General features: G+C 38.3%; 28 protein-coding genes and 1 tRNA gene. 4 read left to right on the top strand and 25 right to left on the bottom strand.

Annotated elements, in window-relative coordinates:
• Nucleotides 1–30 precede the first annotated feature (30 nt).
• On the bottom strand, nucleotides 31–1,686 hold the full coding sequence (gene menD / locus BGO42_RS05975) for a 2-succinyl-5-enolpyruvyl-6-hydroxy-3-cyclohexene-1-carboxylic-acid synthase (protein ID WP_273246609.1): 1,656 nt from the start codon (nucleotides 1,684–1,686) through the stop codon (nucleotides 31–33).
• A gap of 118 nt (nucleotides 1,687–1,804) precedes the next feature.
• On the opposite strand from menD, the gene BGO42_RS05980 reads away from it, so the two are divergent.
• Nucleotides 1,805–2,299 carry a GNAT family N-acetyltransferase gene (locus BGO42_RS05980; RefSeq protein WP_273246610.1) on the top strand — a complete coding sequence of 165 codons (495 nt, stop codon included), beginning with the start codon at nucleotides 1,805–1,807 and terminating at the stop codon, nucleotides 2,297–2,299.
• Between the two features lie 45 nt (nucleotides 2,300–2,344).
• Here the strand turns inward: BGO42_RS05980 and BGO42_RS05985 are convergent, their stop codons facing one another.
• The 5 genes from BGO42_RS05985 to BGO42_RS06005 form a co-directional block, all read right to left on the bottom strand.
• Nucleotides 2,345–2,932: a glutathione peroxidase gene (locus BGO42_RS05985; protein WP_177734591.1), complete on the bottom strand. Its 588-nt coding sequence runs from the start codon at nucleotides 2,930–2,932 to the stop codon at nucleotides 2,345–2,347.
• A gap of 131 nt (nucleotides 2,933–3,063) precedes the next feature.
• A complete protein-coding gene (gene lpxD, locus BGO42_RS05990; protein WP_177734592.1) occupies nucleotides 3,064–4,059 on the bottom strand; it encodes a UDP-3-O-(3-hydroxymyristoyl)glucosamine N-acyltransferase in 996 nt (331 codons plus the stop codon).
• 410 nt (nucleotides 4,060–4,469) lie between these two features.
• The gene (locus BGO42_RS05995; protein WP_177734593.1) at nucleotides 4,470–4,841 is read right to left on the bottom strand and encodes a VOC family protein; all 372 of its coding nucleotides are present in this window, start codon (nucleotides 4,839–4,841) and stop codon (nucleotides 4,470–4,472) included.
• Nucleotides 4,842–4,909: 68 nt separating this feature from the next.
• Nucleotides 4,910–5,773 (bottom strand): WG repeat-containing protein, encoded by an 864-nt coding sequence (locus tag BGO42_RS06000; protein ID WP_273246611.1) that lies wholly within the window; start codon nucleotides 5,771–5,773, stop codon nucleotides 4,910–4,912.
• Nucleotides 5,774–5,827: 54 nt separating this feature from the next.
• Nucleotides 5,828–6,388 carry a DUF6642 family protein gene (locus BGO42_RS06005; RefSeq protein ID WP_177734596.1) on the bottom strand — a complete coding sequence of 187 codons (561 nt, stop codon included), beginning with the start codon at nucleotides 6,386–6,388 and terminating at the stop codon, nucleotides 5,828–5,830.
• Nucleotides 6,389–6,650: 262 nt separating this feature from the next.
• Between BGO42_RS06005 and BGO42_RS06010 the strand changes: the two genes are divergently transcribed.
• Both BGO42_RS06010 and BGO42_RS06015 read left to right on the top strand, forming a co-directional pair.
• Entirely contained in the window at nucleotides 6,651–7,508 is an 858-nt protein-coding gene (locus BGO42_RS06010; protein ID WP_273246612.1) for a helix-turn-helix domain-containing protein, read from the top strand.
• Nucleotides 7,509–7,659: 151 nt separating this feature from the next.
• Nucleotides 7,660–8,175, top strand: coding sequence for a hypothetical protein (locus BGO42_RS06015; protein WP_273246613.1), 516 nt, complete (start codon nucleotides 7,660–7,662; stop codon nucleotides 8,173–8,175).
• Nucleotides 8,176–8,285: 110 nt separating this feature from the next.
• Here BGO42_RS06015 and BGO42_RS06020 read toward each other — a convergent pair whose 3' ends face one another.
• From BGO42_RS06020 to BGO42_RS06050, 7 genes are all read right to left on the bottom strand, one after another.
• On the bottom strand, nucleotides 8,286–9,056 hold the full coding sequence (locus BGO42_RS06020) for a T9SS type A sorting domain-containing protein (RefSeq protein WP_273246614.1): 771 nt from the start codon (nucleotides 9,054–9,056) through the stop codon (nucleotides 8,286–8,288).
• Nucleotides 9,057–9,065: 9 nt separating this feature from the next.
• The gene (locus BGO42_RS06025) at nucleotides 9,066–9,590 is read right to left on the bottom strand and encodes an ankyrin repeat domain-containing protein (protein ID WP_273246615.1); all 525 of its coding nucleotides are present in this window, start codon (nucleotides 9,588–9,590) and stop codon (nucleotides 9,066–9,068) included.
• A 2-nt stretch (nucleotides 9,591–9,592) separates the two neighbouring features.
• On the bottom strand, nucleotides 9,593–10,135 hold the full coding sequence (locus BGO42_RS06030) for a YceI family protein (RefSeq protein WP_273246616.1): 543 nt from the start codon (nucleotides 10,133–10,135) through the stop codon (nucleotides 9,593–9,595).
• A gap of 12 nt (nucleotides 10,136–10,147) precedes the next feature.
• Complete coding sequence (locus tag BGO42_RS06035) at nucleotides 10,148–10,507, bottom strand: cytochrome c (protein WP_273246617.1); 360 nt, start codon at nucleotides 10,505–10,507, stop codon at nucleotides 10,148–10,150.
• Between the two features lies 1 nt (nucleotide 10,508).
• Nucleotides 10,509–11,375, bottom strand: coding sequence for a DUF5777 family beta-barrel protein (locus BGO42_RS06040; protein ID WP_502686359.1), 867 nt, complete (start codon nucleotides 11,373–11,375; stop codon nucleotides 10,509–10,511).
• Nucleotides 11,357–11,749 carry an OB-fold protein gene (locus BGO42_RS06045; RefSeq protein ID WP_273246618.1) on the bottom strand — a complete coding sequence of 131 codons (393 nt, stop codon included), beginning with the start codon at nucleotides 11,747–11,749 and terminating at the stop codon, nucleotides 11,357–11,359. Before BGO42_RS06045 ends, BGO42_RS06040 begins: the two co-directional genes overlap by 19 nt.
• A gap of 240 nt (nucleotides 11,750–11,989) precedes the next feature.
• Nucleotides 11,990–13,597, bottom strand: a complete 1,608-nt coding sequence (locus BGO42_RS06050) for a tetratricopeptide repeat protein (RefSeq protein WP_273246619.1) — start codon at nucleotides 13,595–13,597, stop codon at nucleotides 11,990–11,992.
• A gap of 356 nt (nucleotides 13,598–13,953) precedes the next feature.
• Between BGO42_RS06050 and BGO42_RS06055 the strand changes: the two genes are divergently transcribed.
• Entirely contained in the window at nucleotides 13,954–15,039 is a 1,086-nt protein-coding gene (locus tag BGO42_RS06055) for a serine hydrolase domain-containing protein (protein WP_273246620.1), read from the top strand.
• A 154-nt stretch (nucleotides 15,040–15,193) separates the two neighbouring features.
• Here BGO42_RS06055 and BGO42_RS06060 read toward each other — a convergent pair whose 3' ends face one another.
• From BGO42_RS06060 to tsaE, 12 genes are all read right to left on the bottom strand, one after another.
• A complete protein-coding gene (locus tag BGO42_RS06060; protein ID WP_273246621.1) occupies nucleotides 15,194–16,252 on the bottom strand; it encodes an alpha/beta hydrolase in 1,059 nt (352 codons plus the stop codon).
• 14 nt (nucleotides 16,253–16,266) lie between these two features.
• Nucleotides 16,267–16,836, bottom strand: coding sequence for a sugar O-acetyltransferase (locus BGO42_RS06065; RefSeq protein ID WP_177734607.1), 570 nt, complete (start codon nucleotides 16,834–16,836; stop codon nucleotides 16,267–16,269).
• Nucleotides 16,837–16,936: 100 nt separating this feature from the next.
• A complete protein-coding gene (locus BGO42_RS06070) occupies nucleotides 16,937–17,755 on the bottom strand; it encodes an AraC family transcriptional regulator (RefSeq protein ID WP_273246622.1) in 819 nt (272 codons plus the stop codon).
• A gap of 421 nt (nucleotides 17,756–18,176) precedes the next feature.
• Entirely contained in the window at nucleotides 18,177–18,623 is a 447-nt protein-coding gene (locus BGO42_RS06075) for a hypothetical protein (RefSeq protein WP_273246623.1), read from the bottom strand.
• A gap of 33 nt (nucleotides 18,624–18,656) precedes the next feature.
• On the bottom strand, nucleotides 18,657–19,097 hold the full coding sequence (locus tag BGO42_RS06080) for a carboxypeptidase-like regulatory domain-containing protein (RefSeq protein WP_273246624.1): 441 nt from the start codon (nucleotides 19,095–19,097) through the stop codon (nucleotides 18,657–18,659).
• Nucleotides 19,098–19,245: 148 nt separating this feature from the next.
• Nucleotides 19,246–19,701, bottom strand: coding sequence for a hypothetical protein (locus BGO42_RS06085; protein WP_273246625.1), 456 nt, complete (start codon nucleotides 19,699–19,701; stop codon nucleotides 19,246–19,248).
• Nucleotides 19,702–20,077: 376 nt separating this feature from the next.
• Entirely contained in the window at nucleotides 20,078–20,476 is a 399-nt protein-coding gene (locus BGO42_RS06090) for a carboxypeptidase-like regulatory domain-containing protein (protein WP_273246626.1), read from the bottom strand.
• The gene (locus tag BGO42_RS06095; RefSeq protein ID WP_273246627.1) at nucleotides 20,476–20,907 is read right to left on the bottom strand and encodes a hypothetical protein; all 432 of its coding nucleotides are present in this window, start codon (nucleotides 20,905–20,907) and stop codon (nucleotides 20,476–20,478) included. The genes BGO42_RS06090 and BGO42_RS06095 overlap by 1 nt, the downstream gene beginning before the upstream one ends.
• A gap of 82 nt (nucleotides 20,908–20,989) precedes the next feature.
• Nucleotides 20,990–21,064 (bottom strand) — tRNA-Val (locus tag BGO42_RS06100).
• Nucleotides 21,065–21,156: 92 nt separating this feature from the next.
• Entirely contained in the window at nucleotides 21,157–21,531 is a 375-nt protein-coding gene (locus BGO42_RS06105; RefSeq protein ID WP_177734614.1) for a DUF4258 domain-containing protein, read from the bottom strand.
• A 59-nt stretch (nucleotides 21,532–21,590) separates the two neighbouring features.
• Nucleotides 21,591–22,784: an alanine dehydrogenase gene (locus tag BGO42_RS06110; RefSeq protein ID WP_177734615.1), complete on the bottom strand. Its 1,194-nt coding sequence runs from the start codon at nucleotides 22,782–22,784 to the stop codon at nucleotides 21,591–21,593.
• Between the two features lie 85 nt (nucleotides 22,785–22,869).
• Entirely contained in the window at nucleotides 22,870–23,280 is a 411-nt protein-coding gene (gene tsaE / locus BGO42_RS06115; protein WP_273246628.1) for a tRNA (adenosine(37)-N6)-threonylcarbamoyltransferase complex ATPase subunit type 1 TsaE, read from the bottom strand.
• Nucleotides 23,281–23,374 lie beyond the last annotated feature (94 nt).

Here is a 23,374-nt window from a genome sequence, read left to right on the forward strand (position 1 = left end):
AGCCCCATTTCAAAACTATTTTCTTGAATTCTATGTTAAGTTTTTGAAATATTCCAATAATACACTGTCATTTACTGTTGTTGGCGTATGAATTTCAAACAGTACAGGCTGCGAATTTTCCTGTAAGACTTCCGGAAGCACCGTTTCTAGTGCCTCAAGGTCTGTAGCCTGATAATATTTAAAATGATACATTGAAGCCAGTTGCTCCGCCGTAAAGTTATGGGTGGTTTCAAAAAAGGTATTAAATACTTCCGTTTCCTGATGTCCGGGTAAAATCCTGAAAATACCACCGCCCTGATTGTTGATCAGAATGATTTTAAAATTTTTAGGGATATAGGCATTCCAAAGTGCATTACTGTCATAAAAGAAGCTGATATCTCCGGTAATCAGGATGTTTTCTTTCTTACTGGCAACAGCTGCTCCAATAGCTGTAGTAGTACTACCGTCGATTCCGCTGGTGCCGCGGTTGCAAAAAACCTCGATAGACGGGTCGATAGCAAACAATTGTGCATAACGGATAGCCGAACTGTTACTGATTTGCAACTGGCTGTTTTGCGGTAATGCCGACAGTATCGTTTCAAATACTTTAAAATCGCTGTACGGAATCCGGGCACTATACTCCTGGTGTTTGACTTCCCGCAAGGCTTTAAGCGCTACGGCATTTTCCAGGTAATCACTGGCAACTGCCGCAGTACCCGGTAAAAATTCGTTAAAAAACGTATTGGGTGTGCATTCAAAATGTCTGGTCAGGCTGCCAAAAGTATCGTAAGCCCTTAAAGTATCGATATGCCAGTGGGCTTCCGGTTTGTATTTTCGTAAAAAGGCTTTTACCCTTTTGGAAACAACCATACCGCCAATGGTAATTAAAATTTCAGGCTGAAACGCTTTAAAATCATCTTCTGTAAACGGAGTAATAATGGTATCGATATTGCCGATAAAATGAGGATGATGCAAATTCGATGTTGCTTCTTTCATCACCACTACCGAAGCATCAGCCGCAAGCCGGTCAATAATAGCCTGATCGATACTGTCCGGGTCATTGACACCAACTAAAATCAGTTTCTTTTTAGCCTTGTTCCATTGCTCCGTATAAGGTTTTAAATCCGGGAGCTGTTCCGGTAGCGGCACCGGAGGCAAAACCTGTGTTGTTACCGTAGCCACCTCATCCGTTTCATATAAAGGCTCTTCAAAAGGCGCATTGATATGAACCGGGCCTTTTTTAACAATAGCCTGATTGATGGCTTCATTAATTTCCAGATCATTTGCTTCCGAAGCTTCCTCGGTAAGATTGGCACTGTACAGTATATGGTTCGCATAAACATTACGCTGGCGAATGGTCTGTCCGTCGCCAATATCAATTTTTGAAGTAGGACGGTCCGCCGATATGATAACAATAGGCAACTGGCTGTAAAACGCTTCCGCAACTGCCGGATAATAGTTTAGCAGTGCCGAGCCCGAAGTGCAAACCACGGCAACCGGACGCTTTAACTGCTGCGCCATACCCACTGCCATAAAAGCAGCACAGCGTTCATCGGCAATACTATAACAGTTAAATTCTTTATTTCCGACAAACCCTATTGTTAAAGGTGCATTTCTGGAACCCGGAGAGATGATAATATCAAGTAATCCTTTGGCTTTACAAATTTCAATAATACTTTGTGCCAAAGGTATTTTAGGATACGACATTTTATATTTGAAGTTTAAATTGAGCGTCTCAAAAACGCAAAACAAATTTAGTGTTCTATTATCAATTTCTTTCAAAAAAAGTGTGAAACTTTATATCTTTGATGGTATAAACACAGCCATGAATATATCCATCAGACCCTTTACAGACAGCGATTTGCCGTATGTCCTTGAAATCATAAATCATGAAATCAAAAACAGTGTTTCCATATACGATTATGAACCCAGAACACTACAGGAACAGGAAATCATCATACAGGACAAAAGAAAACACGATTTTCCTTTCCTGGTAGCCGTTATAAACGATGTGGCTGTAGGTTTTGGTACCTATGGTTTTTTCCGCTTTAAAGAGGGCTATAAATACACTGTTGAACATTCTATCTATATCGATCAGCAGCATACCGGAAAAGGTATCGGAAAACTATTATTGGCCGAATTGATCGCGATAGCCAAAGCACAAAACAAACATACCATGATCGGGGTCATCGATACAGAGAATACCGGAAGCATCCTGTTTCACCAAAAATCCGGATTTGAAATGGCAGGCATCCTAAAGGAGAATGCCTATAAATTTGACCGGTGGCTGGATACGGCATTTCTACAGTTAATGCTATAAAAAAGCTCCCGTTGCGGGAGCTTTTCTTTTTTGTTTTTATCGTAATTAACCTTTAATCCAGTTTACTACTTCCGGGCTGTCCGGTAATGTTTTCGGGTGGATTACCTTAACCAGCTGTCCTTTTTCATTGATCAGGTATTTCTGGAAATTCCATTCCACCTGGCTGTCTTCCAGACCGTTTTTCGCTTTTTCGGTCAGGAAATGGTATAACGGATGCATGTCCTCCCCTTTTACGGATATTTTTTCCATCATTGGAAAAGTCACACCGTAATTTTTAGAACAGAACGTAGCGATCTCTTTATTGCTTCCCGGTTCCTGAGCACCAAAATTATTGGCCGGAAATCCGATAATCACGAAGTTCTTGTTTTTATATTCCGTGTACAGCTTTTGCAGTTGCTCGTATTGTGGTGTCAATCCGCATTCTGACGCGGTATTTACGACCATCACTTTTTTCCCTTTCAGGGACGCAAAATCAAAAGTTTTACCTTCGATATCTTTTACTTTAAACTGGTAAATGTTTTCAGTGTTCATCGTAGTCATTTTTTCGGTTGAAAGTGGTTTGTCTTTATGCTGCGCCTGATTCTGGAAACTGAACAAAAAGAGTGCACAACACGTTAATATTACTTTTTTCATGGTTGATTTTTTCCAAAATTAATCATTTTATTATTTCGCAAATACTAAACAAATCATAATTATTCTGTCGGATTTTTACTAAAAAGCAGCACGGAATAAGCCACTCCGGCTACCCATCATCAACTGGCCGGTTAACCGCACTGAGAGGCCATTTTTTTCAATATTGCCCATTGTTTCAGGGCTTTTCTGGCTTCAACCGCCGGATAGCCCAATACCGTTATTCCAGCTTCCACATCGCCGGTTACCCCGGAACCTGCTCCCACTACGGCACCATCTTTAATGGTAACATGGTCTTTTATCGAGGCACTGCCGCCAATAATCACACCATTGCCCAATGTTACGGAACCTGCCAGACCGCTATTGCCGGCCATGATACAGAATTTACCCAACACACTGTTATGCCCTATCTGTACTAAATTGTCTATTTTGCAGCCATCACCAATAATGGTTGAACTGAACTTCCCTCTGTCTACACAGGAACCGGAACCAATTTCGACACCATTGCCAATAACTACATTTCCGATTTGCGGAATTTTTACCAAACCACGCTCCGGACAGGCTCTGAAACCAAAACCGTCTGCTCCTATAGTCGCATTGGGATGCAGAATACAGCAAGCGCCAATATGACAACGCTCGCGGACAACCACTCCCGACCATATAATGGTTTGAGCACCAATGGTACATTCATCCAGGATGGTTACATTAGGATAAATCGTAACATTCTTACCAATAACAACGCCGGCACCAATATAGCAACCTGCCCCGACCTTTACTCCTTCTTCAAGAATGGCATCCGGGTGGATAACCGCTGTATCATGTATCGGATTGTCAAAAACCGGAGCCGATTTTGCAAAAAGCTCCAATACCTGCGACATGGCTAAATCGGCATTCTGAACTTTAATAAAAACACGGTTCTCACCGGGCTCAATAGAAATTTCATTATTGACCACCGCTACAGAAGCTTTGGAAGCCATCCAGAATTTTTCATATTTTTTATGTCCGATAAACGATATCTGATTTTGATCAGCCAGTTCCAGCTGTTCGGGTGAGGAAATACTATGAGTGGTATCGCCTATGATACTTCCCCGAAGTACTGCATTGATTTCTTGTACGGAGTACGATTTCATAATTTGGAAAAATTAAATCTGCTTGTGCAGAATAGTAAAACAAATACTACATATTACTGTTTTCCAAATTAAATAAGTATAAGAGGAAGTCAATATTATCTGTGTGTATAACGCGTAAAGATATATTTTATTATAAAGGATTCACTATAATTTCTAAATTATTGCAATAAAAAGAACAAATCATTATCAATTATTTAAAATTTACCATTTCTTAATAGTAATTTTATTACTGATCGTAACCGTTACTGATTTACATTTCTTATAGACTTCTCCTGATAGCCATCCCTTTACAGCAGCAGCTTATTGTCCTTCCTGTGGGTTGTAAATTAAAAGTGTTTCCGGAAACAGACAAAGTACATTTTTCTATTCCCGGAAACACTTTTGTAGTTTTCGTTATATCCGGCCGGCGTTTAAATGTGCTGGTCCAGCAGCACGACATTGCCATCCGGATCCATTACCATCAGGCTGGCCGGTCCGGAAGTGTTTTCATCGGCTTCTGCCATTAACGCAATATTTTTGCTCTTTAGCTGCTTCTGAATAACGCGGATATCATCAAATTGTTCCATCGTATTCGCATTTTCATCCCAACCCGGGTTAAAAGTTAAAATATTGCCTTCAAACATGCCCTGAAACAAACCGATCAGTGCATTCTCATTTTTCATGATAAGGTATTTTTTCTCCAGATCTCCGGCAAAAACCTTAAATCCCAGTTCTTCATAAAATTGTTTGGAAACAGTAATGTCTTTTACACTAAGACTCATTGAAAAGGCTCCTAATTTCATATCTTTATTTTTTAATGTTTATCACTAATCTGTTATTCAAAAAATGGCATGATCCTATAGTTTTTTCATTATAACACATAGCTAATATAGTTTTTTTCCAAATCTACAGATGCTTGAGTAGCTTTTTTATCCGAATCTTCCTGTAGCAGTATTTTATCCTCATAAAAGCTCATCCGGTTATAGTGTACGGGTATTATAGTTTTGTTTTCAGAATCGACGATTCCCCATTTTCCGCCTTCAACAAACCAGGTTCCGTTATCATCCTGCACCTGCTCCAGATAGGTCATGGCGCCTCCTTTGTTCACCACAAAAACCTGTTCGTTTCTGGTACCGTAAATCCAGTCGTACTCAAATGGAATTTTAATTTTATGATCCGTATCCATAACACCCCATTTCCCGCCGGTTAGTGTATAATAATTTATAACCGACCGGAATTTATGTTCGTCTTCCGGTGTGTGCATTTCAAAATTGTCGCCTTTATAAAGAATATAATCCTTATTGTGAATACTGATCCATCCGTATCGGGCCGGTAGCCGCTGTTCCAGGTTAGCGTCAATCAAACCGAATTCTCCCGTCATTTCATTTTTGGGATCAAAATAAAAGGTATCAAAATCACTATCTGCTTCGCTAAACAGATAATAATCCTGATTGCTGAAATAATCAAACCAGATGTGTGAATAACGCAGTTCTTTTAAAAAGGAACCGTTTTTATCAAAACAATAATAAATGGTGTCCTTACTTTTAAAAAGCTCCTTTCTGCAAAAAAAGATACCGGTATTATTCCTGTAAATGATCTCTGCATAATCCGCCGGAATGATCGTTTCCAGGTCGTTCGAAAGAATGCCGAAGGTGTTGTTACGCCTTACCTTATAATGATAGGCGGTCTTTTCGTAACCATCAAAATCGGAAAGGTCCTGTTTTTTGTTATCCATCTTAGCGGTTAAAATTCATATTACGATACTTTCCAATAAAAATAAACAATTCCATTAGTAGTACAGCCTAAAATCGAGTAGTTTGCAAAGTGCATAATGCTTTTCATGCAATTCTTCCACGATTTCAGTTACATCATCTTCATCCTGACACAGGCTAAAGAAAACATTGTCCAGTTTATCGCTTATCATTTTACTGAACTTCGTTCCATAACCCGAAACTGCTTTTGCCCTTGTAATGTCTAAAAAGTATTGGGCTTCTTCCTCACTTAAATCCAACGTCTTTGTATTGGCAAAATGCACGATCTTACCGGTCATTTTTCCTTCAAAGAGTTCTGCTATTTCTTCAAAACTATAGTAATAGTCGTTTAAGCAAATGTTGTTTCCGTCGCCCTGCATCACTAAATAAATGATTTCATAATCCTTAAAATAATGATCCTCATACAGCAGTGCATTCAGGCTTTCTTCCAGACCTTCAATAGTATCGCAGGTTTTGTGGATGCTGGCAATACCCTGCTCCAGCGCTAACTGTTCCAGACTTTTAAACACTGCTGTGGTCGTATCCGTTTCGACATCGGGAACCGCTTCGAGACAGAAAATAAATTTATCCTGATCCATGGAATTACATTTTTTTTGAGAATAATCGGAAATCAAACAAAAGTAGCAGGAAAATATAAATATAAAAAGTGCTTTCATTGCATAATACTGCCATAACAGGTCCTTTTGCAATCCCGGATTTAAAATGAACCGTTGCTTTTTTACTGTTAAAGCATGGTGTCATATCCGCATCATTAGCTATATTTGAATATCAATTAACGCCCCGAAAACAGCTGTTTCAAAAAGCTATTGAAGCAATAATGCAAATAAAGAAGCCTCCCGGATGAACAAAATTACGACCTACTCCCTTGAACATCACAAGAGTCTGTTTACTACTGTCAGCAATAAAGACGACTATTTCTATATTCAGGCACAGGATCATCCTTATATTACCGAACCGTACCGGGCGGAAAGTTATGCGGTGGAGTTTCTGAGAAAAGGCAGTATCGTGATGCAGACCAGGCTTTCAAAAACGGTCATCCATGCACCGGCAATCATCACGTTAAGCCCGTCCGTTATCCGAAGCTTTAGCAAAGACAGTGAGGAAATCCTGATTGACATTATCTTTTTTAAAGCGCCGTTTTTTCTTGAAAGTCAGGCTAATGTTTTTTTCCTGACCCAATTTGATTTTTTTGAAAATGACACGATGCATGTATCAGCGCTCGACAAAACGGCTGTTACCAAATTTGAGCCAATTTTTAACCAGATCAAAGCCGCACTTAACGGTACATATCCCCATCAACCGGCTATTTTAAGGAGCTACCTGTATATCCTGATATACGAACTCGACACGCTAAAACAAACCATTCCGCATCATACGGCACAGAACCCGTTATTTGAAAAATTCAAAGCAATTCTTGTCAAGGAGTTCCTGGAACAACGCGCTGTCGGTTATTATGCCAACCGCCTGCATGTAACCCGTAAATACCTGTCGGAAGTCGTTAAAAAGAACAGCGGCAAAACGGCAAAGGACTGGATTGATGATCTTATTATTCTGGAAGCAAAAGTATTGTTACAAAACAAATCCTTAACAATCAATCAGGTTAGTGATGTCCTGAATTTTTCCAATCAATCGGTTTTCGGGAAATTTTTTAAGAAGCATACCGGTCTTTCTCCTTTAGCCTATCGCACGGAATCCTAATACCGCTTGACACTACCGCCTTTTTGACCAACATACAGGCAATCCGGCTCTTTACAAACACCCCGGATAAATGCAGTTTTGTTACCTGATAATATATGCTGCAATGCCGCAATAAATGCCGGTTTAGCAGCGTAGCTCAATAGGAATAAATATGTCTAAAGTTGTAAAATTTGTCGTGCTATTAATCGAAAATGCCCTCTGGATGGAAAACAAAGCCATCGGTTTCTATACTGCTGTATTAGGGGACAAAGCATCCGGTGAAAAATATGTTGCCGAAAATCTTTCCCATCAAAAGCTCATCAGGATACAGAATGATTTTTCGGTTGAAATGCTGATGGTTCATGAAGCGGAAACACCACTATCGTTTATGAAGCTTAATTCTTCAAGGCTTTACAATCAAAATACCGGAGCGAATAAACCAATGGGTATTGAGCAGGTTGTTTATTTCAATTCGGAAGAATTATCGCTGCTGCTTAAACGTGCCGAAGCGATTGCCGCTCAGCGAAAGCATGATCTGATCTGGATAAAGGTCTTTGAAAAAGACACGGTTCTAAAGGAAATACTACAGTCTTTTGACTACCGGGAATTCCATTTTGACGAACAGGCGAATGAGGACAGCCAACACCAACAGCTTTATTTTAAAAAAGAACTTCTGTATAGCAGCTGATCCGTATAGCGGGAACGCCTGTCTCCGGAATTTTGAGTATTCCGGAAACAGGCGTGCCGTTATTGATAACCTTCGCAGTACCAAATGGATTGGTACGCTCAAAAAGTTGCTTATTTTTTGATCAGCTTTTCAAAAAAGGTCTGATTTTCAGTATTCTGAATTTCTATAAAATATAGACCTGCCGGTAAAGCAGCAATATTTAAGGCTTCTTTTTGGTTGGTAAATTTTGCCAATTGTTTTCCGTTTACATCATACACAATCACCGATTGAACAGCCTCATTTGATTGGATCGAAAAAGTATTGTTTGCCGGATTTGGAAATAACGCCACTTTTGCCTTTTCAAATTCGCCTACAGCCAAAGCGGTTGTAACAGGCACTCCAATCACATATCCTCTGTTTCCACCACCATGGTAAGCCAGTGAAAAGCTTGCCGAACTCATTTTGGCAAACGCGAAATCAATCGTTCCGTTTTGATAGACAAATGTATAATCATTGGACGATCCGGTATTGAATGCACGGTTAGCCACGATGGTACGCGTTCCAGACGCTACGGTATTGGAAGTAACGTTCCAGTTATTGGTATCGGCTGTTGGCGCAGAACCAATGCCATTGTGAACGGCATCAATCAGCGTTGTTCCGTTAAAGTAAACAACATCCTGGCCGGCTTCCATTCCCTGTCCCTGGCTAAATGCCCCGAATTGTAAGGCAAACCAGCGGTCAGACGGCCCGGTCAGCGTTAATGTCGCCGTGGAAGTAGTATTGTTCAAGTCCAGTTTAGCAGTCATTTCAGCCATTAAATTGACCACACCGGTAGATTTTGTCTGTGCGTAAGAACTTAGTGCGGAAATGCTCCAAAATAACAATAGTAGTGTTTTTTTCATTGTTGTATATTAGTTTTTAAATAGGTTAATGATTTCCTCGTTTTTAGTAAAAACAGCGTATTCAAACGGTGATTTACCGCTGTTATCGGCCTGTTTTTTATCGGCTTTGAATTTTAGCAGCAGTTCCACCAGCTCTTTATTCTTAAATTGAATCGCATAAAGCAAAGGTGTTATTCCGGACACATCGGCAAGATTCGGATTGGCTTTGTTCTCCAAAAGCAATCTGGTCAGCGCAACATTCCCTTTCATGCAGGTTGCCGCCAGTGCCGAACCGTTTGCCGTGTTGAAATTTATGTTTTTCACTTTTGGGATCAGGTAAGCTGCAACGGCGTTATTGCCTTTATAACAGGCCAGGATCAGCGGGGTAAATCCGCCCGGATTTACGGCATTTATCGTATCCTGTTTTTTAGCTTCCAGCAGTTTCATTTCTTCTACAGTACCAAATCGTGCGACATTAAAAACGTCTTTATTTTCTTTGTCCTGGGCATTAGATAATGCCGAAACCAACAGGAAAAACAAGAGTATTCTTTTCATGGTTATTTGTTCGTTAAGGGTAAATTATAAGTGACCTGAATTTTATCGGCCACTTTTTTACGTACCAGACCCGGAATTTCTATTGCAAAATCTGCCGGCGTAACTTCAAAATTCCCTGCCAGGGTTATCGTATTGCCGGACCTGGTTATTTTTGCCGTGGTCGTAATTTTTCTGGTTTTACCGTGAAGGGTCAAATCACCGGAAATCCGGCAGCTTTTTGCATTTACCGTTTTTTCAAGATCAAAATCCTCAATTTTTCCTTTAAAGGTTGCTTTTGGAAATTTATCGGATTCCATATAGTTTTCATTAAAATGTTCTTCCATCAACGCTACTTTAAAGCGAAAACCTTTCATCAGTGCCAAAACGGCAACCTCTCCGGTGGAAGCTTCTAAAACGGCAGAAGTGTTTTTATTTTCGGCCGCAACTTCCTCAAACGAGGCTACAGAGGCTTCAAATTTTAAATTTCCTGTTTTGGTAATATACTTTTGTCCATAAAACGAAATGGAAGTCAGCAGCAAAAGCATTAAAAAAAAGTTCTTTTTCATCGTTACAAGTGTTTAGTTTTCTAATAAACCATCTGTTCCCCACTGGATAATCGTATTTATTTTATCCTGAGGCATTCTTCCGGTCTGGGGCATTTGTCCGGATTCCCCGTTTTGTCTTTGAATCCTGCTCACCAGATTGGTTGTTTCAAAAGCTGCCTTTACTTCCGGGTAAGTTGTCATAGGGCGGAAAGAAGCGCTTCCGGCAGCGGAATGGCAGCTGATACAATTGGCATCAATGATTGCTTTCACTTGTGCCGTGTAGGTTACTTTTCCAACAATTACCGTATGTTCCTGAAGATCTTCGTAAGTATCCGAATCACAGCTGGTCAGCGAAAAGAGTATGATTGTTACGAACAGTGCTATTTTTTTCATCTTAAAAAACTCTATATAAATTAAATCCAAAAAAGAAATCTCCCTTACTCCAATTACCGGCTGCATTGGTCAGATAACCGCTTTCGGTCATGGACTGCGAATTGGTAAACAATAGTTGGAAAATATGACCGCCGGTCTCCACATCAAGGCCTACAGACAACGGATTGCTGTAAAAACCGGGTTTGTTGAAATTATAGGCATATTCCATATTAAGCGAAAGCCTTTTGGTTAGTTTCATTCTTCCTCCGGACGCAATGGAAAACTGGTTGTCGTTCTCAATTTCCGGATTGTATAAATTCCTGTGTATGAATGACGGCGCCAGCTCAACGGACAGTTTTTCGGAGATCTTTCTCGAAACCAGTAGCTGGTGGATAAATGCCAGTCGGTCTGAAAATTCAATTTTGGGATAGTCTTCTTTTTTCAGAAGGCTGTTAATATTAATGGTACTATAGCCTACCACTTCAAAAGGGAAAGCGTCATTTTGCCGTAACACTCTGTATTTTGCGCCCACTTCATACATTTTCGATAGCGTGTGGCGCGATCCGCTAACAGAAAGCCAGTCGGTCACTCCATAGATCCCGCCTATTTTTGTGGTCGCATGGTCAAATCCGAAAAACTCCGAAATTCCGTCTTTTACCGTTCCGAAGCGATGGGAAACCACAAAATAAAATTCTTTCTTAGCGGCCATTTTTGTAGACTGGAGCGTAATGATCTGCAAGCCTTTAAAGACCGCCGTAACATTGGTGTTTTTTGCCTGAGTGGCATCCAGACCGGAAAGCAGGTCTTCCTGGGCATTTGCGACAAACCCGGAAAAAAGGGTCATCATAAGGAAATAAATAGGTTTCATGGTTATTCTAAAATTATGCATTGGTCAAATTTTACTTCGTTAAACATTTCATCAAAACCAATGCATCTTCCTTTAATCCTCACCTTGCCGTTTTGATTTTTGGGGTTTACTTTTTTATCAAAACCACAAAAAACGGTACTGTCCAGCGTAATGGCTGAATCGGAGATTTCGGTAATCTTCCCTTCTATTTCAATGGTCTTGTTCAGGTATTTTTTATCCGATCCCGCTACATCCGATTTATATTGGCTGATCAGCCCGGAAGCTGGCAATACAAAAGCGGAAGTTTCCTGGCCAACATTCCGGCCTTCTTTATACAGTACCTTGTTGTAGATATAAAATGATCCTAAACCGAACAAAAGGATGATTCCGAAAATTAAAAGTCTTTTTTTATTCATCTTTAAAGGGCTTTGAAAATTGCTTTTGAAAAAGATGCTGTGCTTCTTACCAATAGCAATTCCCGGTAATTACATTCCTGATTTTAATACGGGTTCTTATTCCTTCCAAAGCAATGGTCGCAATTGGAGGAACCGTTTCAAAATTATCAGGAAACAGCTGTAAAGTCACTAAAATCAAGGTAGACAAAAGGTAGACAAACCCGGAAATACCTGTAGAAATCAGGTAGACAATTCCGATTTTTATACCGAAAGAATAAAATTGGTCAGGTTATCGTCTGCATTCATCTGGAGTTTTTTGCGCAGGCGGTAACGGGCAGTTTTGACACTGTCGGGAGAAATATTCAGGATGGAAGCCATCTCTTTTATCGACAGGTTTAGTTTGATCAGCGCGCAAATCTTTAAATCGTTGGCACTGATTTCCGGATAGATTTGCTTTAAGCGGGTGTAGAAATTTTTGTTGATGCTTTCAAAATAAAGATTGAAATCCTCCCAGTTATTTTTTTGTTCAAAATGGCGGTTTACCATTTTTACGAGCTGCTGTTCCGACAAGGGCTGCTGCAGCTCAATAGTTGTTTTAATCTCGTTTAGCAATTCATTTTTCTGAAGCATCTGAAGCGTAATTACGCTCAGCTGACTTTCCTTGTGGTCCAGATCATTCTTAAACTGGATTTCTTTCAGTTCTTTTTGCTGTTCCAGTGCTTCCACTAAAGCTTCTTTTGTTTTGAGCAGCTGTTTATCGCGCTTGTTTCTGTTTTTCAGGTAGTAATATCCTGTTATAAAAACGACCAGCAGGACAACGATGCAAACCGCCAGTAAATAATTGGTCAGTCTTGCGATTTCCTTTTCCTGGGAAATTAAAGCCAGTTTTCTATTCTTTTCGGCTGTTTCAAATTGTACTTCAAGACTCTTCCCTATTTTGGCTTTTTCCAGAGAATAGGATTCTTCTTTGATGGCCATTACCCTTTTTTGAAGTTTCGAAACTTCCGCAAAATGCTGCTGTTTTTCGTATAAGCCGATCAGCTGTTCGAGTGTTTTCATTTCGAACGTCTTGTCCGAAAGGATAACCGCAATTTTATTGGCTTCCAGGAAATAATGCTGTGCTTCTTTCAGATTATTTGCGTTGCGGTACCATTCTCCCAAAGCATTTAAAGACGATACATGTGCCTGGTCATTTTCGGAACGGACAGCAACATCCAGCGCTTTTTTAAAATGTTGCAATGCTGCGCTGCTGTTTTGCTTTTTAAGTTCCAGTTCACCTATGCGGATATAAGTAGTGGGCAGATAGGCTACATTATCCGATTTTTCGAAATCCTCTAAGGCCAGTTTGTAAAAATAGGCTGCTGAATCGGATATTTTCCCGGAATCGTATAAACTTCCAAGGGTTGTATAAGCCAGGCCTAAAGTGCCGCTTTTATCGTCATGATTGGTCAATATACTAACCACTTCCCGGCTAAGCGGAATGGCTTCCTTAAATTTTCCCTGGCGGGTATAAATCGTCCCGATCAGCTGCAGGCATTTGCTTCTGCCGATTTCAAATTTTACGGGATGTTTTTTTTCCAGACGGCTATAAATATTTAACGACTGCAACGCATAATGCAAGCCTTTTTCGAGGTTGGAACCATACGTACAGATTCCTAAATACAATAAGGATTCTGCTTTATCCTCATCACTTTTATCATCTTTTGCTTTTTCGTATGCCTGAAAAAAATAACGGAAGGCTTCGTCATCATTGTCTTTAACAAGTGCCACCCAGCCTTTTTGTAATAAAACGTTTTTAGTAGGTTGTGCAACCATACTGACAGCAAAAAGAGTAATCAAAACAATCCCGAGAAGTTTTCGACCTGACATGAGCGCTTGTAATTTTTTTTCAGTAAAGATATGTATATTCATATATCTGACGGATTCCGGAAATCATAAAAATAACACCATAAAAACAACAAAATATAGCTCATTATACAATACCGTTTTGCGTTTAATTCCAAATCTACCTTTCATGCGGTTTAAAAAAACTTACCGGTTACACGCCTAAATCTCATCATAAAACATTACAATACAACACTTTGTAATTACTCGTACTTGTTTTTTAAAATATTCGTACTCCTTTTTTATAACAAATGCGTCCGACTACTTTTATTCGGTCGCATAGCGCTGATTTCTTCCACACATTTGTATCGAAATATTTTTTAACCTAAAAACACGATACTATGAAAACTTCATTACACTTTTTAGCAGTGCTATTATTAACAGGCACTTTTTCTTTCGGACAGGACATCTCCAAAAAAATTGATTCGATAATAAAGGATAATTATCAAAAAAATCCTGACGTAGGTATCAGTGTTGGTTTTATCAAGAATAATACGGAATACTATACTGCCTATGGCAATCTGAATGCCGAAAGCCCGATTGAAATTAATAAGAATTCTATATTTGAAATTGCCTCGATTACTAAAATTTTAACCTCAAATTTAATCGCACAGGCAGTTATTGATCATAAAATAAAAACAGATGATTATATCGACAGCTACCTTCCAAAAGAATATGTATTGCATAAAAATCTTAAAAACAGGATAAAGATTTCAGACTTGGCGTCTCATCAATCAGGTTTACCCGATATCGACTTTGGAAAGTTAATAGAACTAGATCCGCAACAGCCCGTAAATAGCGTAACCCAAAAAACACTGGCTACTATAATCAATAATTGCAGCGAACTTAAAGACTACGGCCGTTACCGTTATTCTACAATTGGATATACATTACTCGGACAAATCGTAGAAAAAGTGTATGGCAAAAGTTATGATGAAATTATCAGAGCCCGAATAATCGAGCCGCTACAAATGACCAATACCTTAACTAAAGATTTTAATGTCAAAAACCGTACAGTTGGCCATAATCCGAATGGCGGAACTCAGGAATTCATGAAATGGAATATTACAGCAGCAGCCGGATTAATAAAGTCCAGTGCTTCAGATATGGTTACGTTTTTAAAAGCGGCTTTAAACACCGAAAATACAATCGGTAAAGCGGCTCTGATTACCGAAAAGATTTTCTATAAAGATGAAAACCGGGAAATGGGATTGGGCACCAACATCCTCACGGATGATGCAAACACCATTTATTTAAAATCGGGTGATTCTATGGGGCAGTCTTCCATTATCTGCTACAACAGGGCTAAAAACTGGGGGATCATAATACTGCTGAACCAAAGAAATTCAAAAATGAGACAAAACCTGCTGAATAAAATTTATGACAACGTTCTGAAACATACAAAATCCGGCAATATGGATTTATAAGCCGGTAAAAATATCCCCAAACAAAAAACTCCTTCAGTACTTAAGGAGTTTTTTTGTTCGTGTCGGGAATTACAGCCGAACACCTGATTAATATTTTAACCTTTATGGACATTCTTTAAGATAAATACAGTATCTGATTTTATTTGAAGTGCTGTTATTTCAAATTATTTTTGAAGAATAATTCCAGTTTCTCAAAAGGGATTACATCAATTTTATCATACAAATCCACGTGTACAGCATTAGGAATAATCATTAATTCTTTGGGTTCGGAAGCGGATTTAAAGATGTCCTCACTAAAATAACGGGAGTGTGCATTTTCACCTGCTATGATTAATACTGGCCGCGGGGAAATTTCTGTAATGTATGTCAGTATTGGCAAATTCATTAAAGAAAACGGACTGGTGATTGTCCAGGCACCGTTTGAATTGATTGAACGCGGGTGAAAGCCCCGTTTGGTTTTATAGTAATCAAAATAACTTTTTACAAATTCGGGTTCATCACCTTTCAGTTTCTCCGGATTTGGGCACTGCCCATAGGCCGGTTTTCCTTTCTCTGCGTCTTTCCAGCGTTGCGCGCTCATCTGCTCCAATGTTTTTGTACGCTCTGCTAAAGTTACTTTGTCGAAATAACCTTTAGATGCTGCTCGCGGGATATCATACATACTTGTTGTTGCTACAGCTTTCACACGTTTGTCAACCGCGGTAGCGTTTAATGCAAATCCTCCAAAACCGCAAATACCAATGATCCCTATTTTGTTGCGGTCAATGTTTTTTTGAATGCCCAGAAAATCTACTGCAGCACTAAAATCTTCCGTATTAATATCGGACGATGCAATATTACGCGGCTCGCCACCACTCTCGCCTGTATAGGACGGATCAAAGGCCAGTGCTGCGAAGCCTCGTTCCGCCATTTGATTCGCATACAGTCCTGATGATTGCTCTTTTACAGCACCAAAAGGCCCGCTGATGGCAAGTGCGGCTAACGGTTCTGTATTGTTTTTTGGAAGGTATAAATCACCTGTAAGCTCAATCCCGTAACGGTTTTTAAATGTTACTTTTTGACGGGTTACCTTATCGCTCAATTTAAACGTATAGTGTTCATTTATATCCATTGCTGCTGTGTTACCGGTTTGTTCCTGCTGATCTGGTTTAGGTTTCTGGCAAGAGCCCAACATCAGCATGGCTGCTCCCAGTAGTAATACTGTTTTTTTCATTTTATTGCTATTGTTTAAATTGTCTTTATAATTTTTGCCGGTACTCCGCCCACAATTACATTATCCGGAACATCTTTAGTCACAACCGCACCGGCTGCTACAATGGAATTTTCGCCTATAGTAACCCCGGGTAATATCGTAGCTGCCGAGCCTATCCAGGCATTTTTCTTAATTAATATATGTCCCGGCACAAGGGAGTGCCTGTCTTGCGCCGATAAAGGATGTCCTTCTGAAAGCAGGCTGACCCTTGGGGCTATCTGTACATTGTCTTCAATAGTAATTCCTCCCAAATCCAAAAAGACGCAATCAAAATTGATAAATACATTTTTGCCTATTCTGGTGTTTTTGCCGTAGTTAATATATAGCGGGGTAAACACATCGGAAGTAACATCAATTTCATTTGCGGTGATAAGGCTTAACAAGCTCCTTATCTCAGACGGATCTGACGAAGCATTCATCTGAAGGAGTATTTTCTTCGTTTCGAATGATGCCTCACGGAGGCTGTGTATCTGAGGATCGTTTGACGGTATGGTTTCCCCGGCTTTTAGTCTTTCAAAAATACCGGTACCTGCTGTTTGTTCCATTATTGCTTTTTTGATATCAGCAAAATTAAAAAAGGAGCCCCGCAGTGGCTTTACTGCGGGGCTCAAATAACTTTTCTTAAAAGCTCAATCCTGTTACATTTCAGGCTTCTGTTGGAGGAAAACCATATTGTTTTTTAAATGCTGTTGAAAAATGAGAAGGATTTTTAAAACCAACTTCCACATACACATCCTGTACCTTTTTGCCTTCTTTAAGTTTGTCATAGGCAGCTTCCAAACGCCTTTTTATAAGCCATTTTTGAGGGCTTAGGTTACTTACTTTTTTAAAATCTCTTTTAAATGTTGCTAAGCTGCGTCCTGTATAGGCTGCAATTTGTTCCATAGTGAGATCATCAGTAAAGTTTTCATTTAGAAATTCCAGAATATCAATTTTCCACGGTTCAGTAAAGTCAAACAGTATCGGATAAAAGACTTCATTATTATTTAATAGGGCATAAATGCCTTCCAATAATTTCAAATGCACCACACCTTCCGTTGGTTTTACATCTTCATCGAAGTAAGGTGTCAATGACTGAAACAGGCTTGTTATATCCGGACGCGGATTTACATTAAAAACAACTTCATCCGTTACCGCTACACCGGCCGGTATTTCGGACTTATTCATTTTACTGTAAAACTCCCGCAGGACATTTCTACTGAATGTAAGGGATATACCCTTATACAACTCATCACCGCTGCTGTTTTTATACATTACAAGACGATGGTCGCGACGGATCAGGACACACTCACCTGCCTGTATCCGGTATTTCTTATTGCCATTTTCGACAAGCTGTTCTCCGGAATATAAGTATACTAATACATGCTCAGGAGTAGCGTGGATGCATTTCTCACTCTCCTCTGCAAAACAGGACAAGAAAATTCCCGAGTAACTGATCGTCTTCAATTTATCATCTCTTTGCATAGCCGTATCTTGTTCAAGTGAATTATAAAGTATTTATACAAATATAAAAGATAAGCCACATACTCATATTGTTCACAGGCTCATTTAGCTTTACTAACAAGCTCAATGCCTGAAATATGTGTCATGCGGTGAATTCTATTGATATGGAATTATACCCGGGAAAAGGTTTTTAGAGAGAAATACTCCCTAAGAAATTAAGGATTGTGGATTTTCTGGGCTTACAATCGAACACTTGCTACCTGTTTTGATGTTTTTCGAAAATATACAAGGAAGTCTTTCGTAAGGTTTCGCCGTAATCATCAGTTACGGATCCAAACGGACTGAGTTCTTTCAGCTATAGTATAATTACTTCGTGAAAATGAAGTGTCAACCTACGGAAAACTCTGCGATTGCGGTTACAGGCTGTTACCAGAAGGTTTTATTAATGATTTGCTCTTTGGTAAATATTGCTCAATTCATTCTCTAAAATTTCCATGAAATGAAAAACTTTTTTGTTTTGAACCTTGTCTATATTTCCGTTTAAAAAGGAATAACTGTCTCCATCTGTTTCAACTTTAATAGAAACATTTGTACCGTCTATTTCAAGAAGACTTTTTCCGCTTTTTATTTCCTTAAAATTTTCTAATGTGATTGAATGAGTTAAAGAATCCCATGTGTTTTTTGGTGTTTTTTCTTTTATTATAACTCTCTGGTTCAGACTTTCAAACATTCCATTTATAGAATCCTTAGTTATTTCTATTTTTATATAGTGTCCTGTTTCTCCACCAGCAAAATTATAAGAAATGCTATTGATCGATTGTGAATTGGATGAGCATCCAGCAAATAGAACTATAATTATAAACATAAAAAATTTAGAAGCGATATTCATATTTAAGCTTTCGTATTAGTTGTGTGTCGTATTTTAATCTAAACAATCATAAAAACCCTCTTGTGTTTTTCGTTTTACAGTTTGTTCAATCTTGCGTGCTTTCTTTGCATTTATTCTAGCGATCCTTCTGGTAATACTAATCGGATAATCTTCCAGATCTGTATCTAAAGTGATTTTATAACAATTTTTAGTTTCAATTAGAAGTTCTTTAGTTCTAATTCCTAATCCTGTAACGATCAATTTTTCACCTTCTTTAGCTTCAATTTCAAATTTTCCGTCTGTATCCGTTTTCGTTTTTCTTTCCGTTCCTTCTATTATAATATCAGCCTCAACTACCGGAATGAGCGTATATACATAAATCGAATTTTCAAAAACAAAACCAATTATTTTTTTAGAATTACTATCTGGTAATTGACCAAATGAAAAAGTAGAAATAATTAAAAACGATAAAGTAATTATATATTTTTTTGGCATTAGGTTATGTTTTTGATTTAGCTGTTAATTTCTCATTTGGTCTCCTTGCTGTGCAAAAGTTTCCCGACTTCGAACCCTCATTATTTTCAATACATTATTTTATTTATTGTATGCCAAACCGGGAGACTTCGCAGAACGGGGTTTCATTTTATTCCTGTATATAATCTATTGTAAGTTCTCTGTAATTTGGATATTTTGTTTTATCCAATTCCATACATATCATTGTTGATGCGGCTTCGCCTACTGGTTCACGGTTCCATTTAGGTTTGTAAATTATAAAAAGTGTATCGTTTTTAATTTCGGCTCTACAATTTTTTGCCTGAACCCAAATTCCACCGCCACCAATGATGAAAAAGTATTGAGCTTTTGTTTTGTAGAGACTATCCAAATTTCTTTTATTTAATTCTAAATCGTTAAAATGGACTTTCAAATTTATTGCGTCTTGTTTGTTATCAACCCACTTATTATATTTATCAATACTGTCAAATGGATTGCCAGCCACCTCTGAAAAAAGGAATTCACATTCATAAAATTTAAAATCTTCGTTTTTTGGTTTGCAACAAAAGAAAGTAAATACTATAAATAAAATTAAAATATTTTTCATAAACAAAATTTTAGTTTAACATTAAAAATTGCCTTTTAGTTTCTGTTCTTCAAAAATAGCACACAAAGCCGGCAGTTGGGAGAACGTCGCGCAAAAGTGGCGATGGTTTCCCGACTTATATATACCTGCTACTTTATTATGGATGTATATGCACTACATAATCAAACACAGGCATTTACAATAATACACAAAAAGGGACAATACGATTGATCTATTTTGGTAAATTGAATTTTCTTTTTTTGAGAAAGTAAAAATTAAGCGATAAATTACATAAAAAACATAGCCACTGTAATACAGTGGCTATGTTTTAATTTCTGTAGGCGATGAAGGGTTCGAACGCTCGCGCCAGAAGGTGTTGTGTACAGTTTTTTATTCATCAATCTGGAACAATATAAAAACCTCCATTTTTTCTTGCCAATCTTTTTAAATCGCGTTGTCTTTTTTTATCGCTAGTTCCGTCATTCCATTTTAACTTGACTTTATATTCATTACTATCAGTAATTATAATTTGCTCAGAATAGAAACCTACACAGCTAGTTTCTAAAATTTCGCCTTTTTTTACTTCTATTTCAAAATTTCCGTCCCAATCAGTTAATGTTTTTCTAACTGTGGTATTTTTATTTATTACGAGTATTTGTACAAACGGTAAAATGCCTATGTCATCAGAAACAGTACCTTTTACTTTTTTGGTTACCGCATCATTGTTTAGTTTTTGAGTAGAACAAGAAAATAAAAAAGAGAAAAACAGAAATAATATATAAATATTTTTCTTCATTATTGTTTGATAAATGCCGTTCCGCAGCAACCGCGTAATGTATCCCCAACAATTCTCATTGTATCAAAATCAACAAGCATATAATCCTCTGTGCTTCTTTTGATATATATGTAATTATCTTTCTTTGAGTATTTAAAAGATTTTTTATAACCATTATTCCTATGGTTCGAATCCTCTGTATAATATAGGACATCGTCTTTAGAAAATTCGAGTATCCCATATGTTGTTGTCATTTCACCACCACCGTTTGAATATTCAGCACAACTTTCTCTTTTTTCAACGAACTTTTCAATCCCAAGTATTTTATATCCGTAAAAATTGAATACCAGAACAGCAATTAAAAGAGATACAATAAACATTAATATTTTTGATTTCATTTGAATATTTAATTTTTCTATAAATTTTACAGCGTTATGATTAAGCAGTTTCATAAAATAGCATACAGCTACTAAATAATGTTGTACCAAAGAAAAAGCCTCACTAGGAAATCCTAGTGAGGCTTGAGTTTTCTTGTGGGCGATGAGGGGTTCGAACCCCCGACCCCCTCGGTGTAAACGAGGTGCTCTGAACCAGCTGAGCTAATCGCCCTATTTTGTTGTTGTCATCAGTAATTGTGTTCCTGATTACGAGTGCAAATATAGGCAAGATATTTAACTCTGCAAGCTTTTCGGGAAAAAAAATTATTCTTTTTTTACATCTTTTACAATCACCTTATCCGAGTAGTTCACAATGGAAACCGTAATATTTTCATTATTAGCGTTTTTGCCTTCCACTATGTATAATTTACCTTTGTCAAGCGGTTTGTTACTTTTTGAAAAATCAACGTCACCATACTCCAATGTTTTCTTAATATCGTCCATCGACACCCATTTTTCATTGAATTTAGCAGTCGTTTCAGCCGAATAACTGATCGGTTTGCTTCTCAAATCTTTTAAAACTCGGCAATTTGGCAAATAACAAAACTCGGCTTTCTTCTCTTTTAAGAAAAAAGTAAGGAACATTGAACCTATTAACAATCCAAATAAGTAATAGGCTAAACGGAATTTAAATTTCATATTTTTTTAATTTGTGCAAAAGTAATCATTTGTTTCGGGCTAACCCAGAACAACTTACTTTAAAAAACGATAAGGTTGATATCCCGGTACGGAATTGAAAACCAATCGGCAACCGACTTGTTTGTTAAGATGCCGTGGTAAAAATAAATCCCGTTTTTAAGCCCTCTGTTGCATCGGATAGCGCTTTCTATACCGCCGTCTTCGGCAATCTGCAAAAGAAACGGACTGATGATGTTGCTAATCGACATGGAAGCGGTCTTGGAATAACGGGAAGGGATATTGGGAACACAATAATGAACAACATTGTGTTTTATAAACGTTGGTTTTTCGTGTGTGGTTACTTCAGAAGTTTCAAAGCAGCCGCCGGTATCAATACTCACATCAATGATGATAGCTCCTTTTTTCATGTTCTCCACCATCGTTTCCGAAACAATAATCGGTGCGCGGTTTTTTCCTTTCATGCAGCCAATAGCCACATCACAGCGCATTAACGATTTCAGCAATGATTTTTCCTGTATGGTCGATGTAAATATTCTTTGATTTAAAGTATTCTGAAGGCGTCTCAGCTTCGTTATCGAATTGTCGAAAACCTTGACACTTGCACCCAGGCCAATTGCTGTACGGGCTGCATATTCGGCTACCGTTCCGGCTCCTAAGATCACAACTTCCGTTGGACGCACACCGGTGATATTGCCCAATAACAATCCTTTTCCAAAAGACTGGTTGATCATTAATTCGGCAGCAATCAGTACGGAAGCGGTTCCTGCGATCTCACTCAGCGATTTTACGGCCGGATAGGAACCGTCTTCATCTTTGATAAATTCAAATGCCAAAGCGGTAATCCTCTTTTCCGCCAGTGCTTCAAAATAGGTCTTTTTCTGCGTTTTTAACTGAATGGCTGAGATAACGATTGTCTGCGGGTTCATCAGGTGGATCTCGTCTATTGTAGGCGGTTCCACTTTTAAAATCATCGGGCAGCTGAAAACTTTCTTGCGGTCTTTGGTGATCTCCGCTCCTGCTTCACTGTATTCCTTATCTGAAAAACTGGAGCTTTCTCCGGCTCCGGCTTCCATCAGTACGCGATGTCCGTGATAGGTCAGTGAATTAACCGCATCGGGTGTCAAACAAATTCTTCTCTCCTGATAGGAAACTTCCTTAGGAATTCCGATGAAAAGTTCACCTTTTTGTTTCGCTATTTCCAGCTTTTCTTCTTGGGGAAGTAATTGTTGTCTTGTAAATGGACTTAATGACATGATTTACGCAATAATTTGCACTAAAGTACAACTTTTTTTGTGATAAATTATTTTTAATGAAATACTTACAAAGTAAAAATTCCGCTTAATTTTTCAGCTCTAAAAAACGTTTTCCGTTTGGCAGTAATTTAATATGAATGGCAGCATGGTCAATCGGTATCAGATTTGGTGTTTTTTCCGGCCATTCAATAAAACACCAGTCACCGGAATAGAAATATTCATCGATACCCATATCGTAAGCTTCTTCTTCGCTGTTTAACCGGTAAAGGTCAAAATGATAGATCTTCTCACCGCTTTTGCCTTCATATTCGTTGACCAATGAAAAAGTAGGACTGCTCGCCATATCCTGAACACCCAGTTCCTTAACCAATACCTTAATTAAGGTTGTTTTCCCTACGCCCATTTCGGCATGGAAAGTAATTACTTTTTTCAGGTTCCGGGATAATATTTGTTTGGCAACATCTTGGATTTCATCCAATGAGAAGGTTATTTGCATAGAGGTATCGATAAAAAACAAATATACTTATTTTATTGAAATCACATTACATAATTTCTTACACAATAGCTATTTAAGGGATAGCGGCTATCCC

It is taken from the genome of Flavobacterium sp. 40-81 (assembly GCF_001898245.1).
Taxonomy (GTDB): domain Bacteria; phylum Bacteroidota; class Bacteroidia; order Flavobacteriales; family Flavobacteriaceae; genus Flavobacterium; species Flavobacterium inviolabile.

Coding starts and splice junctions, on each gene's coding strand:
- BGO42_RS06070 (WP_273246622.1), bottom strand. CDS start 17,755: ATGCAAAGAGATGATAAATTGAAGACGATCAGTTACTCGGGAATTTTC.
- BGO42_RS06105 (WP_177734614.1), bottom strand. CDS start 21,531: ATGAAATTTAAATTCCGTTTAGCCTATTACTTATTTGGATTGTTAATA.
- BGO42_RS06015 (WP_273246613.1), top strand. CDS start 7,660: ATGTCTAAAGTTGTAAAATTTGTCGTGCTATTAATCGAAAATGCCCTC.
- BGO42_RS06095 (WP_273246627.1), bottom strand. CDS start 20,907: ATGAAACTGCTTAATCATAACGCTGTAAAATTTATAGAAAAATTAAAT.
- BGO42_RS06020 (WP_273246614.1), bottom strand. CDS start 9,056: ATGAAAAAAACACTACTATTGTTATTTTGGAGCATTTCCGCACTAAGT.
- BGO42_RS06075 (WP_273246623.1), bottom strand. CDS start 18,623: ATGAATATCGCTTCTAAATTTTTTATGTTTATAATTATAGTTCTATTT.
- BGO42_RS05995 (WP_177734593.1), bottom strand. CDS start 4,841: ATGAAATTAGGAGCCTTTTCAATGAGTCTTAGTGTAAAAGACATTACT.
- BGO42_RS06030 (WP_273246616.1), bottom strand. CDS start 10,135: ATGAAAAAGAACTTTTTTTTAATGCTTTTGCTGCTGACTTCCATTTCG.
- BGO42_RS05985 (WP_177734591.1), bottom strand. CDS start 2,932: ATGAAAAAAGTAATATTAACGTGTTGTGCACTCTTTTTGTTCAGTTTC.
- BGO42_RS06010 (WP_273246612.1), top strand. CDS start 6,651: ATGAACAAAATTACGACCTACTCCCTTGAACATCACAAGAGTCTGTTT.
- BGO42_RS06025 (WP_273246615.1), bottom strand. CDS start 9,590: ATGAAAAGAATACTCTTGTTTTTCCTGTTGGTTTCGGCATTATCTAAT.
- BGO42_RS06110 (WP_177734615.1), bottom strand. CDS start 22,784: ATGTCATTAAGTCCATTTACAAGACAACAATTACTTCCCCAAGAAGAA.
- BGO42_RS06045 (WP_273246618.1), bottom strand. CDS start 11,749: ATGAATAAAAAAAGACTTTTAATTTTCGGAATCATCCTTTTGTTCGGT.
- BGO42_RS05980 (WP_273246610.1), top strand. CDS start 1,805: ATGAATATATCCATCAGACCCTTTACAGACAGCGATTTGCCGTATGTC.
- BGO42_RS06090 (WP_273246626.1), bottom strand. CDS start 20,476: ATGAAGAAAAATATTTATATATTATTTCTGTTTTTCTCTTTTTTATTT.
- tsaE (WP_273246628.1), bottom strand. CDS start 23,280: ATGCAAATAACCTTCTCATTGGATGAAATCCAAGATGTTGCCAAACAA.
- BGO42_RS06085 (WP_273246625.1), bottom strand. CDS start 19,701: ATGAAAAATATTTTAATTTTATTTATAGTATTTACTTTCTTTTGTTGC.
- BGO42_RS06055 (WP_273246620.1), top strand. CDS start 13,954: ATGAAAACTTCATTACACTTTTTAGCAGTGCTATTATTAACAGGCACT.
- BGO42_RS06050 (WP_273246619.1), bottom strand. CDS start 13,597: ATGTCAGGTCGAAAACTTCTCGGGATTGTTTTGATTACTCTTTTTGCT.
- BGO42_RS06065 (WP_177734607.1), bottom strand. CDS start 16,836: ATGGAACAAACAGCAGGTACCGGTATTTTTGAAAGACTAAAAGCCGGG.
- BGO42_RS06035 (WP_273246617.1), bottom strand. CDS start 10,507: ATGAAAAAAATAGCACTGTTCGTAACAATCATACTCTTTTCGCTGACC.
- BGO42_RS06040 (WP_502686359.1), bottom strand. CDS start 11,375: ATGCATAATTTTAGAATAACCATGAAACCTATTTATTTCCTTATGATG.
- lpxD (WP_177734592.1), bottom strand. CDS start 4,059: ATGAAATCGTACTCCGTACAAGAAATCAATGCAGTACTTCGGGGAAGT.
- BGO42_RS06005 (WP_177734596.1), bottom strand. CDS start 6,388: ATGGATCAGGATAAATTTATTTTCTGTCTCGAAGCGGTTCCCGATGTC.
- BGO42_RS06060 (WP_273246621.1), bottom strand. CDS start 16,252: ATGAAAAAAACAGTATTACTACTGGGAGCAGCCATGCTGATGTTGGGC.
- BGO42_RS06000 (WP_273246611.1), bottom strand. CDS start 5,773: ATGGATAACAAAAAACAGGACCTTTCCGATTTTGATGGTTACGAAAAG.
- menD (WP_273246609.1), bottom strand. CDS start 1,686: ATGTCGTATCCTAAAATACCTTTGGCACAAAGTATTATTGAAATTTGT.
- BGO42_RS06080 (WP_273246624.1), bottom strand. CDS start 19,097: ATGCCAAAAAAATATATAATTACTTTATCGTTTTTAATTATTTCTACT.